8 protein-coding genes and 3 pseudogenes are annotated in these 18,420 nt (G+C 57.4%); 2 read left to right on the top strand and 9 right to left on the bottom strand.

Annotated elements, in window-relative coordinates:
* Nucleotides 1-14: 14 nt before the first annotated feature.
* The 4 genes from OKW26_RS10825 to OKW26_RS10810 form a co-directional block, all read right to left on the bottom strand.
* Entirely contained in the window at nt 15-1,118 is a 1,104-nt protein-coding gene (locus tag OKW26_RS10825; protein ID WP_429353596.1) for a DUF2827 domain-containing protein, read from the bottom strand.
* Complete coding sequence (locus OKW26_RS10820; RefSeq protein WP_429353595.1) at nt 1,115-2,254, bottom strand: DUF2827 family protein; 1,140 nt, start codon at nt 2,252-2,254, stop codon at nt 1,115-1,117. Before OKW26_RS10820 ends, OKW26_RS10825 begins: the two co-directional genes overlap by 4 nt.
* 137 nt (nt 2,255-2,391) lie before the next feature.
* The gene (locus OKW26_RS10815) at nt 2,392-3,090 is read right to left on the bottom strand and encodes an OmpA family protein (RefSeq protein ID WP_429353594.1); all 699 of its coding nucleotides are present in this window, start codon (nt 3,088-3,090) and stop codon (nt 2,392-2,394) included.
* Between the two features lie 96 nt (nt 3,091-3,186).
* The gene (locus tag OKW26_RS10810) at nt 3,187-4,005 is read right to left on the bottom strand and encodes a YadA family autotransporter adhesin (protein ID WP_429354213.1); all 819 of its coding nucleotides are present in this window, start codon (nt 4,003-4,005) and stop codon (nt 3,187-3,189) included.
* 13 nt (nt 4,006-4,018) lie between these two features.
* On the opposite strand from OKW26_RS10810, the gene OKW26_RS10805 reads away from it, so the two are divergent.
* A complete protein-coding gene (locus OKW26_RS10805) occupies nt 4,019-5,548 on the top strand; it encodes a hypothetical protein (protein ID WP_429353593.1) in 1,530 nt (509 codons plus the stop codon).
* On the opposite strand, the pseudogene OKW26_RS10800 reads toward OKW26_RS10805, so the two are convergent.
* The 4 genes and pseudogenes from OKW26_RS10800 to OKW26_RS10785 all read right to left on the bottom strand — a co-directional run.
* Nucleotides 5,548-8,772 (bottom strand): annotated as a pseudogene (locus tag OKW26_RS10800) (beta strand repeat-containing protein); the annotation flags it as partial. The gene OKW26_RS10805 and the pseudogene OKW26_RS10800 overlap by 1 nt on opposite strands.
* A 735-nt stretch (nt 8,773-9,507) precedes the next feature.
* Nucleotides 9,508-12,510: pseudogene (locus OKW26_RS10795) on the bottom strand (YadA family autotransporter adhesin); the annotation flags it as partial.
* Between the two features lie 96 nt (nt 12,511-12,606).
* Nucleotides 12,607-14,673 (bottom strand): annotated as a pseudogene (locus OKW26_RS10790) (ESPR-type extended signal peptide-containing protein); the annotation flags it as partial.
* 114 nt (nt 14,674-14,787) lie between these two features.
* Nucleotides 14,788-15,531, bottom strand: coding sequence for an EAL domain-containing protein (locus OKW26_RS10785; RefSeq protein WP_429353592.1), 744 nt, complete (start codon nt 15,529-15,531; stop codon nt 14,788-14,790).
* Nucleotides 15,532-16,104: 573 nt separating this feature from the next.
* Between OKW26_RS10785 and OKW26_RS10780 the strand changes: the two genes are divergently transcribed.
* Nucleotides 16,105-16,701: a recombinase family protein gene (locus OKW26_RS10780; RefSeq protein WP_184031423.1), complete on the top strand. Its 597-nt coding sequence runs from the start codon at nt 16,105-16,107 to the stop codon at nt 16,699-16,701.
* Between the two features lie 176 nt (nt 16,702-16,877).
* On the opposite strand, the gene OKW26_RS10775 is transcribed toward OKW26_RS10780, so the two are convergent.
* The gene (locus OKW26_RS10775; RefSeq protein ID WP_429353591.1) at nt 16,878-17,474 is read right to left on the bottom strand and encodes a recombinase family protein; all 597 of its coding nucleotides are present in this window, start codon (nt 17,472-17,474) and stop codon (nt 16,878-16,880) included.
* Nucleotides 17,475-18,420: the final 946 nt, after the last annotated feature.

Here is an 18,420-nt window from a genome sequence, read left to right as displayed (position 1 = left end):
TAAGGTCAAACGGTTCAGGCAGTGACGACCGCCGCGATTGCCGCGCTGTACTGTTCGATATTTGCGGGCGCAAGCGGATCGAGCGTCGCGAGAAATGCCTGTGCTTTCGCCCTGTAGTCATCGAGGCTTGCGTCGTGAACGGCGAACGCTTCACGCAGCGCGAGGGCTCCCCCTTCGCAATCGAAATCCCCGTACCGATAGCCGCAGCCACCCAACAAATCCGAGTTGTGGATCAGCGGATAACCGCCGTGCAGCGCTTCGTAATAGACGTAGTTCTGTGTGTTCTCCCACGTGTGCGAAACGATGGCGTCCGCTTGCTGCGTGAGAATTTCGTGGACCGGCAAACGCGGCTCGAATGTCGCGCGGCCTTGCGTGACGAGATCGAGGCTGCGAGCAAAACCGACGAACTGCGCATCATTTTTCAGATGCATCGTGTTGAAGAAACGCGCGTAGTCGATCAGGCCCGGTTGCTGCCGATGCGCAAGGTCTGCGAGTAGCATCGGAATATGCGACGTTTTCACCATGCAGATATTCGGTTCGAGCACGGCGAGCCGCCAATTCGACCGACCCGGCGTGTATCCGAACGCACCATTTGCCGCACGCTCAACGAGCGCAGGGCTCCACAGGTGTTGCATCGCCTTCACTGGCGCACGCAGTGCCGTTTCGTAATAGCTCGCGCAGGTTTTTTCGAACGCGGGCAACGTCCAGATTGCGCTGTAGGGCGTGCCTGACACGAGCATTCCATGTGGCAGACCGAACATCATTCGCTCTATGTCGATCACGTAATCATTTGCTACGCGCATGCCGATGACATGACGACCTTTCTCGCAGAAACTGCGGGCCCAATCCGGATTAAGCTGCGCGCTCAGTTCGACAATCACGTCGAGCTTTTCTCGCGCCGAATCGAGGTCGATCACGGGCACAGGTGCGAATTCGAGAAATTGTGCTGCTGCTGCCGGATCGCCGTCACCGCCGTTGACCAGGTATGCGGCTTCGACGTTGGGCGAATGCTTGAGCAGCATCGCCAGGAAATAGCAGTTCTGAAAAATGCCGTTTTCCCAAATGGACTGCTGGCCTTGACGCAGATAAATGGTCACGCCGACCTTTAGCTTTTTCATACTGCCACCCCCGCCTTTCTGGCAGTCAGGGCGAGCAGCAGCCGCGCGTACGCTGAAGCGTTGGGCGCTGCATGTGGTGACAGCGACGCGAGGAAGCTGCGCGAACGCTGCAGGTAATATTTGTGGTGCGCGTCGTGTGAGCGGGCGCGAAGAAGCTGCGCCGCGCCGGCTTCGATGTCTGAATCCGGATAGTAGTAGCCGTATCTTTCGAGCCACGGCGAATTGTGGATAAGCGGATACCCACCGTACAGCGCATCGAGGTACAAAATGTTCTGATCGTTCTGCCATTGATGCGCGATCACGGCATCGGCGTGCTGACTCATGAAACCGGCGAAATCGTGCCGGCCATCGAGCCGCACACGCGCCTGCCGGTTCAAATCCATCGAGCCGAGCAGAAAGGAGAACGACGGATGATCCTGCATCTTCACGCTGTTCAAGACGTGCAGGGATGTGACGGCATCCGGTTCCGCGCGGAAGGCTGCTTCAGCGATCAACATTGGAATCACGCAGCATTTGACGACTGAAATGTTCGGCTCAAACACGGCCACGCTCAGACTGCGACGTATCGGTTCGCCAAGGGCAGGCCGCGATTCGTAGCCGAACTTGAGTCCGGCTTTTTCGACAGCCGTGATTCGCTGCTCGATAAATGTGCTGTCCCACAGAAACGGCACTTCGACAACCGGACAGCGATGCAGCGTGCGCATCATCGGAATCAACGCACGATCCTTGCCGAGAATCCAGATTTCATCGCAACGTGTGGCGCGCGAGAAATAGCCGTCACGTTTGAAAACGCTTGGTTCGATCAGGCCCACATACGGCTGACCGCAGCAGAAAAAGACGACTTTCGAACCGCGCGCGCGAGCGTAGTCGAGCCATTCGACATCGAGGCCCCCGCCCATTTCGAAAATCACATCCGGCAGTTCGGCCAGCTCACGCGGAGCGACGAGCGGCACGCCGTTTGCAAGTGCTTCCGCTTCTGGCGGCAAACACGGCTGATCGCCGCAGTTCAGAAGCACAATATCTGCCACAAAAGGCAACTCGCGCAGCAGTTGCACAAAGTAAAAGATGTTCTGCCCTAACCCGTTTTCCCATATGCTCTGCCCCGCGTGCGTGAGCACAGAAATCCCGATCTTCATTTCCCGTTTTCCCTCTTTTTAGTCTGTTGGTCCTTTCGCGCTAAAGCGTGCTCATTTCTTTTTATGCGCGAGCGTCGTTGTTCATTCGAACGCTCGCGCGAACAGCGCATTTGCGGTAGTACCTGTGCAGCAATTTTTTACTCGAGCGTGATGTCCACCCGCCGATTTTTCGCACGGCCTGCGGCTGTCGCATTGCTCGCGACCGGACTGCTTTCGCCGTAGCCGTGCACGTTGAATTTCTCCGCCTTCAGGCCGTGATCGCGCAGATACTTCTCTACCGACTGCGCACGCCTTTCGGATAGGTCCTGGTTGTGTTCAACGGAGCCAGTCGAATCCGTGTAGCCGTTAATCGTGATCGCCCTGAAAACCGTCCCATTCGCAGCTTCAATGAGAACATCAAGTTTTTCGCGCGCCTCTGCTTTCAGCGTCGATTTATCCGTGTCGAAATTCGCGTCACTGTCGAGCGTGATGCGTTTCGGTGGAGCAACCGGTGCAACAACAGGCGCAGGAACAGGCGCGGGCTTCGCTACAATGGGTTGCGCAGGCTGCGGCGGCGTCGCGCATTGGAAAGTGAGACTGCGCACGTCACGCGGGTTTTGATCGTCGCCCAAAGGCGCAACCTGCTCGATAGGCTGCATCTGCTTTTTGCCGCAGATTTCTTTCGCCTGTGAAAAACAGGCGTCCTGGCCTTCGAAGAGACCGTGACAATCGACGCGGAATGCCTGCTGACCGTTCGGCAGACCGACCGAATATGCATTCCAATGGGGAGCCTGCGAAGTCGAACAGGCCGCGAGCAACACGGCGGTGAAAGCAACAAGCAGAAGTTTTGTTGACATTTTTTCCTCGGTTTTTTGGATCGGCTTTTTTCTGCGCGGGACAGACTTGTGAAATCCATCCCGCGCAGGTTTCAACGCGTTATGCGCAAGCAGCCGTTACCACTGATACGACGCGCCTACGCCGTACGAACTGCCGGCGCTGCTGATGCCCACACCGCCCCGAACCTTCAAGTTGCTCGTAATGCGTGCGGTGAAGCCGATTGCGGTCGCACCGTAGCCCTGATAGCTCGCCCCGCCAATTCCGACCGAAAGCGTCTTGCCTTGATCGACATCCGGAATCATCGTGAGAGCCGTAGCCGCAGCAACGCCGCCGTATGCCTTGCGGGCAACGGAATTGATGCTGTTGTTCAGGCTGTTCTGCACGCCTTGCAGTTGGGACATGTTCACGCCATCAGTCGGGTTGATACCCGGCGCGACGTTCGTCAGGCGACGTTCGTTACCAGCCGAACCGAGGGAAACGGTGTTGTCCTCGTCCGCGACCGAGCCCTTGCCAAGCGCAACCGAATCGCGCCCGCTTGCAACCGAACCCACACCCAACGCGGTCGAGTTATCTCCGGATGCAGTCGAACCGACACCCATAGCGCTCGAATTCACACCGGTGGCATTCGCGTTGTAGCCGACCGCCGTTGCAGCGGCCCCAGCGGCGTTTGCGTTGTTGCCAAATGCCGAAGAATTCGTGCCCCCGGCAGTGGCGTTCACGCCCACAGCGATGGCATTAAAGCCCGTTGCACCATCGTTGTTGTAATTGCTGCCCTGGATGCCGTTGTCGTTGATGCTCAGGTAGTGCGACGGTTTCAGGGTCGAAATCACCGTGGACAGCGAAGACACATTGCTGTTCGTCGTGGACAGGCCCGTCGAAAGCGAATTGACGCTGCTCGTCACAGTCGAAAGTCCGCTCGAAGTCGAAGTGCTCAACGACGACAAACCGGTGCTCGTGGACGTGCTGAGCGACGACAAGCCAGTCGAAAGCGAACTCGTTGCAGTAGAGAGCGAACTCGTTGCAGTCGAAGTCGAAATCGAAAGCGAATCCACATTGCTCGTGACCGTCGAAAGTCCGGTGCTCAAGCTCGAAATACCTGTCGAAGTCGAAGTGGACAGCGACGAAATACCGGTACTCAAACTCGAAATGCCCGTGCTCGTGGAAGTCGAGAGCGAACCGATTGCCGTGCTCGTGGACGTGCTCAACGAATCCACGTTGCTCGTTACAGTCGAAAGACCCGTCGAAAGCGACGACACACCGGTGCTCAAGCTGCTGATCCCGGTCGAAGTCGAAGTGCTCAACGAATCGATTCCACTTGTCACGGTGGACAGACCTGTCGAGAGCGAACTCAGACCGGTTGACAGAGAGCCGATGCCGGTTGACGTGGACGTACTGAGCGAATCGACGCTGCTTGTCACAGTCGAGAGACCCGTCGAAGTCGAAGTTGAAAGCGAATCAACGCTGCTCGTGACAGTAGACAGGCCCGTACTGAGGCTGCTAATCCCTGTCGATGTCGAAGTCGACAGCGACGAAACGCCCGTGCTCAAACTCGAAATGCCAGTGCTCAGGCTCGAAACAGCCGTCGAAGTCGAAGTGCTGAGCGACGAAACGCCCGTGCTAAGACTGCTAATTCCGGTCGAAGTCGAAGTAGACAACGACGAAACGCCGGTGCTCAGACTGGATACCGCTGTCGAAGTCGATGTCGAAAGCGAATCAACGCTGCTCGTGACTGTGGACAGGCCGGTACTCAAACTCGATACAGCCGTCGAAGTGGAAGTGCTCAACGACGACACGCCGGTGCTCAAACTGCTGATTCCCGTGGATGTCGAAGTCGAAAGGCTCGAAACGCCCGTGCTCAGCGATGACAGGCCCGTCGAAGTCGAAGTGCTCAACGACGAAACTGCTGTTGAAGTCGAAGTGCTGAGCGAATCGACGTTACTCGTCACGGTCGAAAGACCCGTTGAAAGCGACGACACCCCGGTGCTCAAGCTGCTGATGCCGCTTGACGTGGAAGTGCTCAGGGAATCGACGCTGCTCGTCACAGTTGAAAGACCCGTGCTCAGTGACGAAACGCCGGTGCTGAGCGAAGACAGTCCCGTCGAAGTCGAAGTCGAGAGCGAACCGATTGCCGTGCTCGTGGACGTGCTGAGGGAATCGACGTTGCTGACGACCGTCGAAAGGCCCGTGCTCAACGAACCGAGGCCCGTACTCGTGGACGTGCTCAACGACGAAAGTCCCGTGCTCGTGGATGTCGAGAGCGACGACAAGCCTGTCGAAGTCGAAGTGCTCAACGAATTTACGTCACTGACGACTGTCGAAAGGCCGGTGCTCAAACTGGACAAGCCCGTCGAAGTCGAGGTGGACAGCGACGATACGCCCGTGCTCAGGCTCGATACAGCCGTCGATGTGCTTGTCGAGAGCGAAATAATTCCCGTGCTCGTGGACGTGCTCAGCGAATCAATCGCCTGGTTCGTTTGATAAAGCTGCGAACCATTGATTGCATCCGTGCTGTTCGCGTTGATTTGACCCGCCGCGACGTTCGTGATTTGACGTTCCGAACCCGGCGCACCAACACTCACTACGCCGACAGGATTTGCACCGGCGAACTGATACGTTGCGCCGCCGATAACGGCGCTCGGAGTCGGATGCGAAACGTCGGTAATCGAGCCTGCGCCAAGTGCAACCGAATTATCGTTTGCAGCATTTGCGCCGTCGCCAATCGCAACGCTGCTTGCGCCCGCTGCTGTGGCGTTCGTACCTGCCGCAATTGCGTTCAGACCTGTCGCGCCATCGTTCGCGTAATTGCCTTGCTGCACGCCGTTATCGTTGACGCTGTAGTAATGCGTCTTTGCGGCTTCGATTGCAGTCGAAGTCGATGTGGACAAAGAACTGATGCCCGTCGATGCAGACGTGCTCAACGACGACACGCCCGTACTCAACGAACCGACACTGCTTGTCACAGTGCTGAGCCCCGTCGAAGTCGAACTGCTCAACGAAGAAATGTCGCTGACCGCAGTCGAAAGACCCGTCGATAACGAACTTACGCCTGTCGAAAGCGAACTTGCGACAGTCGAGGCCGAAGTCGAGAGCGACGAAATTCCCGTCGATGCCGACGTGCTCAACGATGACATACCGGTCGAAAGGGAACTTACGCCCGTGCTCAACGAACCGATATTGCTCGTCACAGTGCTGAGGCCCGTCGATGCGCTCGTGCTGAGCGAATCAACGCTGCTCGTGACCGTAGACAGACCGGTCGAAGCAGACGTGCTGAGCGACGACAGGCCGGTACTTGCCGAAGTGGACAGCGAAGCCACATTGCTATCCGTTGTCGAAAGGCCCGTGCTCAAGCTCGAAACGCTTGCCGATGTCGAAGTGCTCAACGAAGTGACGTTGCTCATGACCGTCGAAAGACCCGTCGATGCCGATGTGCTCAGCGATGAAATGCCCGTGCTCAACGAACCGATGCCGCTCGTTACCGTGGACAAACCGGTACTGGTGGACGTGCTCAACGAATCAACGGCGCTCGCGACGGTGGACACACTTGCGCTGACGCTCGAAATTCCGGTCGATGCCGAGGTCGAGAGCGACGAAATACCCGTGCTCAGCGAACCGATGCTGCTTGTAGCGCCCGAAATTCCGGTGCTCAAACTCGATACCGCCGCCGAAGTCGAAGTCGAAAGCGAACCGACATTGCTCGCCACCGTTGACAGACCTGTCGAAGCGGACGTGCTCAACGAAGAAACGCCCGTGCTGAGTGAGCCGATGCCGCTCGTTACCGTGGACAAACCGGTACTCGTGGAAGTCGAAAGCGACGAAATACCCGTGCTCAGCGAAGAAACCGCAGTGCTCGTAGACGTGCTGACCGCATCGATTGCCGTGTTCGTCGCGTACAGTTGCGAACCATTGATTGCGTCCGTGCTGTTTTGCGTAACCTGGCCTGCCGCGACATTGGTAATCTGACGTTCGGCATTCGGACCGCCGACGCTAACGACACTCGAAGGACTTGCACCTGCATATTGATAGGTCGCACCGCCGACCGTACCGCTTGCAGTCGGATGCGAAACGTCCGTGATGGAACCGGAACCCAAAGCCACATCGCCGGTATTTTTCGCAACAGCTCCCGAACCAACGGCCACAGAGTTTGTGCCCGTCGCATTCGCAGTATTTCCGACTGCAACGCCTGCCGCACCAGCTGCGGTTGCGCCTACGCCTGCCGCGAGTGCATTGATGCCTGTCGCGCCGTCATTTTCGTAATTCGCGCCCTGGACGCCGTTGTCGTTGACGCTGTAATAGTGCGTCTTGCTTGCCGAAATCGCTGTAGACAGCGAACTCGTTGCACTAGACAGGCCAGTCGAAAGCGAACCGATGCCGCTCGTCACGGTAGACAGGCCCGTCGAAGTCGATGCCGACACGGAACCGATGCCGCTCGTGATCGTGGACAGGCTGGCCGAAGTTGCAGTGCTCAGTGACGACAGGCCGGTCGAAGCCGAAGTGCTCAAACTCGAAACGCCGGTACTGAGCGACGACACGCCAGTCGAAAGTGAGCTTACGCCTGTGCTCAACGAGGCGACATTGCTCGCGACCGTCGAAAGACCAGTGCTTGTCGAAGCGCTCAACGAAGAAATACCGGTGCTTGTGGAAGTCGAGAGCGAGGACACGCCGGTCGAAAGGGACGACACGCCAGTGCTCAACGAAGAAACACCCGTCGAAAGCGACGACACGCTAGTGCTGAGGCTAGAAATTCCCGTCGAAGCCGAAGTGCTCAGGCTCGATACACCTGTGCTCAACGACGAAATTCCCGTCGATGCGCTCGTGCTCAACGAAGAAACACCCGTGCTCAGCGACGACAGGCCCGTCGATGCAGACGTAGACAACGATGCGACATTGCTGTCGGTTGTCGAAAGCCCGGTCGAGAGCGAATTGATTCCGCTCGTGACAGTGGACAAGCCGGTCGATGCAGAAGTGCTCAACGACGAAATTCCCGTCGATGCGGACGTGCTAAGCGACGACAAACCGGTCGAGAGCGAGGAAACGCCAGTGCTCAAAGACGATACGCCGGTCGAAAGCGAAGAGACACCCGTGCTCAACGACGAAACGCCCGTGCTGAGGCTCGAAACTGCCGTGCTCGTGCTCGTGGACAGCGACGATACGCCGGTGCTGAGGCTCGAAATGCCGGTCGATGTCGAGGTCGAGAGCGCATCAACAGCGAGATTAGTTGCATTCAGTTGCGAGCCGTTAATCGCGTCTGTGCTGCTCGCGTTCACCTGGCCTGCTGCAACGTTTGTGATCTGGCGCTCCAGGTCCTTCGTGCCGACGCTTACAACGCCCGTGGGGTTCGCGCCTGCGTATTGGTATGTATTGCCACCGACCGTCCCGCTCGAAGTCGCAACGGCATTTTTCGTCAAAGCTCCGTTGCCGAGCGCAATAGAATTTGCAGTCGATGCGGTTGCGCCATTTCCGATAGCAATTGAATTTTGCGTCTTTGCCTGCGCGTTGCCGCCAAACGCTATTGCGCCATCGGTCGAAGCAACCGCGCCGCTGCCGACTGCAACCGAATTGTTTCCGGATGTCGATGCGTTATTTCCGAAGGCTGCATCGCCATCGCCGGATGCTGTCGCGCCATGGCCCAACGCGGTCGAGTCGTTGCCGCTTGAAACCGAATTCTGTCCGATTGCAACACCACCGGTTCCGTTTGCTTGCGCACTGCTTCCGACTGCAACTGCGCCATCACCAAGCGCGCTCGTGTTGTAGCCGATTGCCGCCGATGCATTTCCTTGTGCTACAGCACCGACACCCGCAGCGATTGCATTTACGCCGGTTGCACCGTCGTTGTTGTAATTCCCTCCCTGAACGCCGTTGTCGTTCACGCTGTAGTAATGCGTTTTGCTTGCGGAAATCGCAGTAGACAGCGAGCTTGCTGCTGTCGAAGCCGAAGTGCTCAGCGACGAAACGCCCGTGCTCAGACTGCCGACGCCCGTCGAAAGTGAACCGATGCCGGTCGATGCACTCGTGCTGAGCGATGCGATATTGCTGACCGCGCCGGACAGGCCCGTCGAGAGCGAACTATTTGCCGTCGATGTCGAAGTGCTCAACGAACTGATCGAATTCGACACGCCGGTCGAAAGGGAACTGAGCCCCGTGCTCGCGGAAGTCGAGAGCGAGGAAAGTCCCGTGCTGAGGGACGATGCGCCCGTGCTCAACGAACTGATGTTGCTGACGGCACCGGACAAGCCGGTAGACAGCGAGCTATTTGCCGTCGATGTGGAAGTGCTCAAAGAGCTGAGGCCGGTCGATGCCGATGTGCTCAGCGAAGACAGGCCGGTGCTCAACGACGATACGCCGGTCGAAAGTGAGCCGACATTGCTTGCGATCGTCGAGACGGAATTCGACAACGAACTGATGCCGGTCGAAGCCGAAGTCGAGAGCGAGCTTACGCCCGTTGAAAGTGACGAAGCGACCGTGGACAGACTGGAAATCCCCGTCGATGCGCTCGTGCTCAATGAGGAAACGCCGGTGCTCAACGAAGACACACCAGTAGACAGCGAATCGACGCTACTTGCGACTGTGGACAGCGAATTCGACAACGACGAAATTCCGGTCGATGCAGAGGTCGAGAGCGACGAAACGCCGGTACTCAGCGATGACACGCCGGTCGAAAGTGACGAAGCAACTGTGGACAGGCTAGAAACGCCCGTGCTCAATGACGAAATTCCCGTCGATGTACTTGTCGAAAGCGAATCAACAGCTTGATTCGTTGCGTTAAGCTGCGAACCATTTACGGCATCCGTGCTGTCTGTACTGAGTTGCCCTGCCGCAACGTTCGTGATTTGTCTTTCCGCATTTTTCGCGCCGACACTGACGACACTCGTCGGAGCCGCACCGGCGAAGTCATAGGACTTTCCGCCGATGGTTGCATTCGGAGTCGGATTTGCAGCAGCAGTGCTCGAACCGCTGCCAAGTGCAACGTCCCCTGCATTTGTTGCGACAGCAGCCGAGCCCAATGCGATCCCGCCATCCGCCGCCGCAGTCGAAGTGCTGCCGAGGGCAAGCGAGCCGGCTCCGGTTGCGCTGTTCGAATTACCGAGTGCGACTGCGCCTGTTCCATTCGCTGTATTGTTTGCGCCAATCCCCACCGCGCCCGTACCTGAAACCGAACCCGGATCGCCGATTGCAACTGCACCATCGCCGTTTGCGGTTTGCTGATTTCCGATTGCGACTGCACTACCGTTGAGCGCCTGCGATTTATAGCCCATCGCTACGGAACCAGGTCCCGCAGTTGCCGCGACCGTATTGCTGTCGCCTACAGCCACGCTCGAAGCGGCCAGCGCCTGCGAATTGTTGCCGACTGCTGTTGCGCTCGCGCCCGAAGCGGATGCGCCAACGCCTGCCGCAAGGGCATTTGCACCGGTCGCACCATCGTTGTTGTAATTCGAACCTTGCGTGCCGCCGTCGTTCACACTGTAGTAGTGCGTTTTGTTCGCATCGACAACGGTGCTTAGCGACGAGACGTTACTGTTCGTCGTTGAAAGACCCGTGGACAGACTGCCGATGCCGGTGGATGCGCTCGTGCTGAGGCTCGAATTTCCCGTCGAAGCAGAAGTCGAGAGCGACGAAAGTCCGGTAGACAGTGAACTGTTCACCGTGGATGTCGAAGTGCTCAACGAATTCAGCCCGCTCGCGACGGTCGAAATAGAACCCGACAATTGCGATGCGCCGGTACTGAGGGACGAAATTCCGGTCGAAGCCGATGTGCTCAGCGACGACAGACCCGTCGAGAGCGAGCTGACGCCCGTTGAAAGTGAGCTTGCGACAGTCGATAAGGAACTCACGCCGGTTGATAGTGACGATACGCCGGTCGAAAGTGAACTGGCAACAGTCGAAGCGGAAATCGAAAGGCTTGTGACGTTGCTGTTCGTTGTCGAAAGACCCGTGCTGAGCGACGACACGCCCGTCGAAAGCGACGATACGCCCGTGCTCAGGCTAGAAACTCCGGAACTCGTGGACGTGCTGAGCGAATCAACAGCTTGATTCGTTGCGTTCAATTGCGAACCGTTCACGGCATCCGTGCTGTCTGCGGTAAGCCGCCCCGCTGCAACATTCGTAATCTGACGCTCCGCGTCCTTTGCGCCGACGCTCACGACGCTCGCCGGTTTTGCGCCTGCGAACGCGTAAGTGTTTCCGCCGATGGTGGCGTTTGCTGTCGGATTCGCTGCGCCAGTGATCGAGCCGGAACCAAGCGCGACATCGCCGTCATTTGTCGCAACCGCTTTTGCGCCCACTGCGACCGAATTCGCGCCCGTACTATTTGCTGTGTCGCCCAACGCCACACCGCTCGCGCCTGCCGCTGTAGCGTTCGTGCCGACAGCAATTGCATTTACGCCGCTTGCGCCGTCGTTCGCGTAATTGCCTTGTTGCGTGCCGTTATCGTTGATGCTGACGTAGTGTGATTTGCTCGCCGAAACGATAGTGCTGAGCGACGACACATTACTGTTTGTCGTGGACAAGCCGGTCGAAAGCGAACCGATGCCGCTCGTCACGGTAGACAAACCGGTGGATGCGGAAGTCGAAAGCGAGCTAAGGCCGGTGCTTGCCGAAGTCGAAAGGCTCGAAATTCCCGTGCTCGTGGAAGTGCTCAACGAGGAAAGGCCGGTGCTCAACGACGACACGCCTGTGGATAAGGAACTGACGCCCGTTGAAAGCGACGACACGCCAGTGCTAAGGCTCGAAATTCCCGTCGATGTGCTTGTCGAAAGCGATTCGACAGCCTGGTTCGTGGCGTCAAGCTGCGAACCGTTGACGGCATCCGTCGAATTTGCGTTCAGTTGGCCAGCGGCCACGTTCGTGATTTGTCGTTCAGCACCTTTATCGCCAACGCTGACGACGCTTTTCGGGGTTGCTCCTGCAAAGCTGTACGATTTTCCGCCGATAGTTGCGCTCGCAGTCGGATTCGCTGCTGCAGTTACTGAGCCCGAACCCAAAGCCACATCGCCTGCATTTGTTGCCGTCGCCTTCTGACCAATCGCGACGGAATTTGCTGCTGCGCCGTTCGCTGCATCGCCGAGAGCCACCGCGCTTGCGCCCGCCGCCGTGGTATTTGTACCTATGGCAAGTGCATTTACGCCGCTTGCTCCGTCGTTCGCATAATTGCCCTGCGGAGTGCCGTTGTCATTGATGCTCATGTAATGCGACGGTTTCAAAGTCGAAATCGCCGTGGACAATGAGGACACGTTGCTGTTTGTCGTGGACAGACCCGTGGACAAACTGGAAACGCCGGTACTGAGCGAGGAAATTCCCGTCGATGTGCTTGTTGAAAGATCATTGACGGCGAGGTTTGTCGCGTTGAGTTGCGAGCCATTGATTGCATCCGTGCTCGTATCACTGATCCGGCCTGCGGCCACATTCGTGATTTGACGTTCGGTGCCTTTAGCGCCTACGCTGACAACGCTCGTCGGCGCGGGTCCGGCAAATGCATACGACTTGCCGCCAATCGTGCCTGTTGGCGTGGGGTTCGCAGCGGCAGTAACCGAGCCGGTCCCCAATGCAACGCTGTTGGCGTTCGCAGCGGTTGCGCCCTGACCGAGTGCCATTGCACTAGCACCTGAAGCGACCGACGCCGCGCCAATTGCTACGGAATTTCCGCCGACAGCCGATGCGGCATTGCCGAGCGCAAGATCATTGATAATCGTTGTGTTGCTGTCGATGCCCGCAACTGAGTTGGTTCCTGCCGCGAAAGAATCGTTGCCGTTTGCTTTAGCGCCCGAGCCGACAGTCACCGAATGCGCGCCTGCCGAAACCGCTGCCGCGCCGATTGCGGTGGCGTTCGTGCCTGCTGCCGTGGAATTCGTGCCGATGACCACCGCATTGATACCAGTCGCCGCCCCGCCATTGGAAATAGCGACGGAATTCGTGTTGCTGCTGATTGCGCCCTGACCGATTGCCATCGCGCCCGCACCGCTTGCCGTAGACGAGGTGCCGACTGCAACCGAATTTCCGCCGACAGCCGAAGCGCCATTGCCAAGCGCGATATCGTTAGCGATTGTCGTGTCACCTGCTACGCCTGCGACTGCGTTTGTGCTACCTGCAAAAGAATTCGCCCCGTTTGCCATTGAGCCGAAACCAGCTGCAAGCGAACCGGCACCTGAAGCCGTGGCGTTTTCGCCCAAGGCTGTCGAGTCATCACCGACACTCCGCGCTCTTTTGCCTACGGCTGTACTGTCCAATCCGGCAGCCGCCGCATTAGCGCCCACTGCTGTTGTGTAATCGCCGGTTGCGTTCGCACCTGACCCTGCGACGGTCGAGGCTGCACCTGATGCGGTGGCGAACACGCCAAATGCAGACGCATTCGTATTGGACGACGTAGAGAAATTACCCAACGACAGTGCTGCCATTGCGCCCGACGCTGTAGAACTATTGCCGAACGCCATAGAGCCTGTGCCCGACGCAGTTCCCAGGAAGGCAAAAGAATTGATGCCTGAAGCTGTCGAACCATAACCAACTGCAACGGCCCGGTTCCCTGCAGCCAAAGCCGTAGACCCGATCGCGACCGCATTTCCCCCGGTTGCTAACGCGGTTGAACCGAGCGCCGCACTCCCGATTCCGGAAGCTGTCGCGGCTGAACCGAGCGCCATACTTGCCGAAGCGTTAGCGGTCGCCGAGTGGCCGAGCGCGACTGCATCCGGTACGGTTGCCACCGCTGCCGCGCCCATCGCCATACTCGCGCTTCCCGAAGCCGTCGTTGCTGCTCCGAGGGCTATCGAATTACCGCCAGTTGCGCTAGCGTTCGTGCCGAGCACAATGTCATTCACGACTGTCGCGTCGCCTGCCACCCCCGCGACCGAATTTGTGCCGCCCGCAAAAGAATTGTTCCCGTTCGCTGTTGCGTTCAAGCCCACAGCGACTGCGTTATTCCTAATCGCTGAAGAATTCATCCCCAAAGCCATACTTGCCGAACCGCTAGCAGTCGCGTTGTGCCCGAGCGCGATTGCACCCGTTTGCGACGCTTCCGTACTCGCACCTAATGCAAGCGAATAATCGCCGTCCGACGATGAGGCAACGCCAATTGCAGCACTGCCGTCGCCTCCCGCGCTCGCCGTCGATCCGAGTGCCGCGCTGCTAACTCCGCTTGATCGCGAATTAGAACCGACCGCAACAGCGCCCACGTTATTCGCGCGCGCCGCTGTGCCGACAGCGGCAGCACCTTGCGCCGCAGCGACTGCAAGATATCCGACCGCTGTCGAATTTACGCCTGAAGTCGTGGTATTTGCACCGAGAGCAGTTGACCCGGAACCCGAGGCAGTTACACCGCAGCCGACAGCAACAGTCAGCAGTGCTCCGGCTGTCGATGACTGACTGCATCCGGTGCCGGGATATAAAGCGGTTTGTGCTTCAGCCTCATCTGGCGTCATCAGCGAGCCGCCGAACATGACGGTCATTGCAACGGCCATGAGCGTAAGCGGCACGCCATTTACCTGATAAGGCGCGTGCGCTGCGTCACTCACAACGCCGCCTGCGCCCTTCCCTTTTCCGTGCGCCGTGTCTAGTTCAGAGACAGCGACGAAAGCCCCTAACGATTCATTCCAGATCGTCCGATAACTTATGTTCATTTTCAGCCCGCCTCTTTCAAAGGTTTTTCTTTAAACATCGTCAAACACACGCACATCTCCTGCGCAGGGGACATCCCTCGCCGATGCGATTAGTAGTATTTGTTAAATCGAAAACTACAATTGCAAATTACTGGCAACCCAATTCAGGGCGTCAGGTGCCTTGACGAAATGACCCTGAACCCATTTCGTCGTGCACTCGTGGACATGTAGTAAATCCATCGGCTCATCAACGCCTTGAATTACTACATCGTCAGCCTGCTCTGCTGCGAGGCGTACTAACCGCGCGAGGCGTGCAACGTGTTTTTCGCCGTGGCGGGCAGCGGCGACGAAGGACGCATCGATCTTGATGATGTCAGGCGTATGGATGCCGATAGCGGTTTCGATTCCGAAGTTGTCTATCGCGATCCTGCAACCGGCCTGCTTGAGGCGATATGCGAAATGCTGTGCGTTGTCGTGGGCGTCGAACCAGGCGGGCTCCGGAAATTCGATCACCAGCCGTTGCGCCACTTCGGGCGCTTCTTCGAGCAGATGAAAAATCGCATGCCACACGACATCTGCGACCGCGCTCTGAACGGAAATGTTGATGCCGAGCTTCAGAGTGGCAGAACCGCGCAAGGCCGCTATGGCTTGTTTGACGACGTACCGGTCGAACAGACGGATGAGCGACATGCGCTCAAGCGCCGACATGAAAAGAGCCGGATTCAATTCGTTGCCGCGTGCATCAGTCGCTGTCGCGGAACACTCGTGATAGAGCACGTTTTCGCTGCCTGTGACGTTGCACACCGGTTCACGGTGCAACTTCACACGCGAGTCGATCATCGCGCTAAACACTTCCCCCGCCAAACCCTTGTCGTCCATCTTCTTCTCCGGACCGGTCAATTCCGTACTTCTTTTTTTGAGCGGACAGCACTCGAACCACAGGTTTAAGTGTTGAAAATTCTGATTCTTTTTCGGGCGGACCCCGCACGCACAGATCGCCCCGAACTATCGGTCACACGGTCGTCGACTTCAATTTGCGAAACACTGTCAACCCTTCGCCTGGAGGCGGTCAAAAAGGAACCTTTGTGCCAAATTGCTAAAAAAGTTCTTCCAGCTTCCCTACGGCCGCGTCAGGTAAGCCCTACAGGCACGTCAGGCGAGGATTACAAGCAGCAAACTGGGGCGGACAAAAGGGTTCCTTTTTGTCCAGTAGAATGCGATCAGATCTTGCAATGCCTGACACTTCTGCGGCTCACGCGAACATAGACAAGTACAGAGCAACCGCAATGGCAAAGCTGTGCGCTCGCACCAAAAGCTTTGTGGATTTCTTATTGACTGACAGATGGATGAAGTACGCCTTTTTTCGCTGGGTTTGCCAGCTGTCGGCACTTTTCTCAGAGATGCAGGCGGCCTGCGGTACCGCAACGGGGCCGCTCAGCGGAGGAGCACACTATGAAAATCGGATACGCGCGCGTCTCAACAGAAGAACAAAACCTATCGCTACAGCAAGACGCATTGCTGCGTGCAGGATGTGAAGTGTTGTACACGGACCATGGCATATCCGGCGCGTCCTTTTCCAGGACAGGACTGAACAACGCGCTCGCAAAGATATCGGCCGGCGATACGCTTGTCGTATGGAGGTTGGACCGGCTTGGCCGATCAATCGGGAAACTAATTGAACTGGTGAACTATCTTGGCAACAACAGTATCGACTTTATCTCGCTGACCGAGTCAATCGACACAACATCAGCCGGCGGCATGCTGATGTTCCACATGATGGCCGCACTGTCCGAGTTCGAGCGGCGACTCATTAGCGAACGCACTCGTGCAGGAATGGTGGCGGCGCGTGTACGCGGCAAGAACTTCGGCCGTAAGCCGCTACTAAGCCCGGCACAGCGCCGCCAGGCGGTCGCACTATTGGAAACGACCTCGATAGCCGAGATCGCACGGAAATTCAATGTGCATCCACGCACACTGAAACGGGCGATCAGCTTGGACGCAAATGCGATACGGCAACGAACGAAGCCGTCTGCGCAACGAGGTCAATGAACCTCCGTATTGAACAGAGGCGGCTCAGGTGCGCAGCGTCGTTTTGAAAGATGCCGGTTGCTAGCGGCACTGAGTGGCATCCGGACGCACACGTGGGTCTTACCGAGACGGTCCCGTGGTGACTCACGGTTCCACCGAACCACCAACCGATCTATCGGCGGTCGCAGCGGCAATCGCTATTCCATATCGGCAGTAGTTAAAGCCCGTGCTCCTGGCTGATTCATATATCGCCTCAACGTGCGCCTGTCGATATTTAAGGTCTCCGCAACGACCTTGGCAGGATGTTCCTCTAGCAATTCGCGAGCTCGTTGCCGCTGTGCCTCGTTCAATGCGGCCGGCCTACCGATATTGCTGCCCCGCGCACGTGCCGCAGCAATACCCGCGCGAGTCCGTTCACTGATCAGTCCGCGCTCGAACTCCGCAAGCGCCGCTAGCATGTGAAATGTGAAGCGTCCGCTTGACGAGCGCGTATCAATGTACTCGGTCAATGAAACGACTCGCACTCCGCGCATATCCAGGTCTCCGATTATTGCCGCGAGGTGCCTCATTGACCGCCCGAGGCGGTCCAGCCGCCACACAACAATAGTGCTGCCAGAGACAGCTGTGGCCAACGCTTCGTTCAAGCCGGGGCGGTCGAACTTGGCACCCGAAATTCCCCGGTCTGAAAACGTCGCATCGCAGCCGTAGGCGGCGAGCGCTTGTAACTGCAGGTCCAAGTGCTGTTCATCGGTTGATACTCGGGCATAGCCGATTTTGTTGTCACTGATCTTCATACCGGTCGCAGGTTCTATTGTCGTGAAAAGATTGCGCCGTGCGCAAAATCTCGGGTGCCAACCCCGTCTTTAAGTCGGGTATGGGTGTCTCGCCGCATCGTCCCGGAGGCTTCGCCGCAATTGGCGATTTCGCGAGACACCAACGCCGACGTTACGCTACTCATATGACGTATGATGACATTACGATGCGTCGCAAATTCTTAGAGCAGCGCGACGTGCGCAGCGCCGACGTTTAATTAAACGCTTTCGACGTCAAATGTGAATTGTAAAGCGGACAAATATGTTGACAACTTAATTCTCACATTTCGCGCAGCCATTTGTACAAATAATGTTAATTCCTATCTTTTGCTCGCCTTCAGGCGCGAAGTGAACTCAGGGTTTCGGAGAATCGGCCTTTGCTTCAAAATAGGGCCGACACATTCCCACCTCCCTGGTCGGAAGAACGGATAGGGCGCACGCCTGCCGAAATGCGTCAGGCAGTGGTGTCTGCCCCTGCCCGTCTCTCGCGAGCTCGTAATGGCAACATGGCGTACGTACTACGCAACATCCCTCAAGAACCTTTGCGGGCGACCAATCAATTGACCGAAACCGACAAAGCGGACATCAAACAGGCCGTCGCTATATTAATGAATGGACATGGGAAGTTCCGATCTTCATAAGAACGCGCGAGAACCTTAAATCTGTCCACGTACCCATAATGAGTAGCTTATTGTCATTAAGTGGCGTTCTGTGCCGTCACGCCAAATTCATATAGACAAATAGTTAACTATGTTACATGATGTCATACATCATTTGCGGCCGTTGCGATTGCACGATGGAATCCAGAACACGAGAGCAGTGGCGGAAAATCGGCTTGCCGACCAGACCGATTTCGCGCAGCGCGACCAGCCGCTGACGGCGTTCCTCAACCGGTGTGTCATCGTCGCCGACCGCGCGCCAGGTAGCA

This window comes from Paraburkholderia sp. 32 (genome assembly GCF_050435345.1).
Lineage (GTDB): Bacteria > Pseudomonadota > Gammaproteobacteria > Burkholderiales > Burkholderiaceae > Paraburkholderia > Paraburkholderia tuberum.
Note: the sequence above shows the minus strand (reverse complement) of the source record. Positions and strands in the feature narration are given on the sequence as shown.

Excerpts from the sequence above, each read along its gene's own strand:
- OKW26_RS10825 (WP_429353596.1), bottom strand. The coding sequence starts at position 1,118 with ATGAAAAAGCTAAAGGTCGGCGTGACCATTTATCTGCGTCAAGGCCAG.
- OKW26_RS10820 (WP_429353595.1), bottom strand. The coding sequence starts at position 2,254 with ATGAAGATCGGGATTTCTGTGCTCACGCACGCGGGGCAGAGCATATGG.
- OKW26_RS10815 (WP_429353594.1), bottom strand. The coding sequence starts at position 3,090 with ATGTCAACAAAACTTCTGCTTGTTGCTTTCACCGCCGTGTTGCTCGCG.
- OKW26_RS10785 (WP_429353592.1), bottom strand. The coding sequence starts at position 15,531 with ATGGACGACAAGGGTTTGGCGGGGGAAGTGTTTAGCGCGATGATCGAC.
- OKW26_RS10780 (WP_184031423.1), top strand. The coding sequence starts at position 16,105 with ATGAAAATCGGATACGCGCGCGTCTCAACAGAAGAACAAAACCTATCG.
- OKW26_RS10775 (WP_429353591.1), bottom strand. The coding sequence starts at position 17,474 with ATGAAGATCAGTGACAACAAAATCGGCTATGCCCGAGTATCAACCGAT.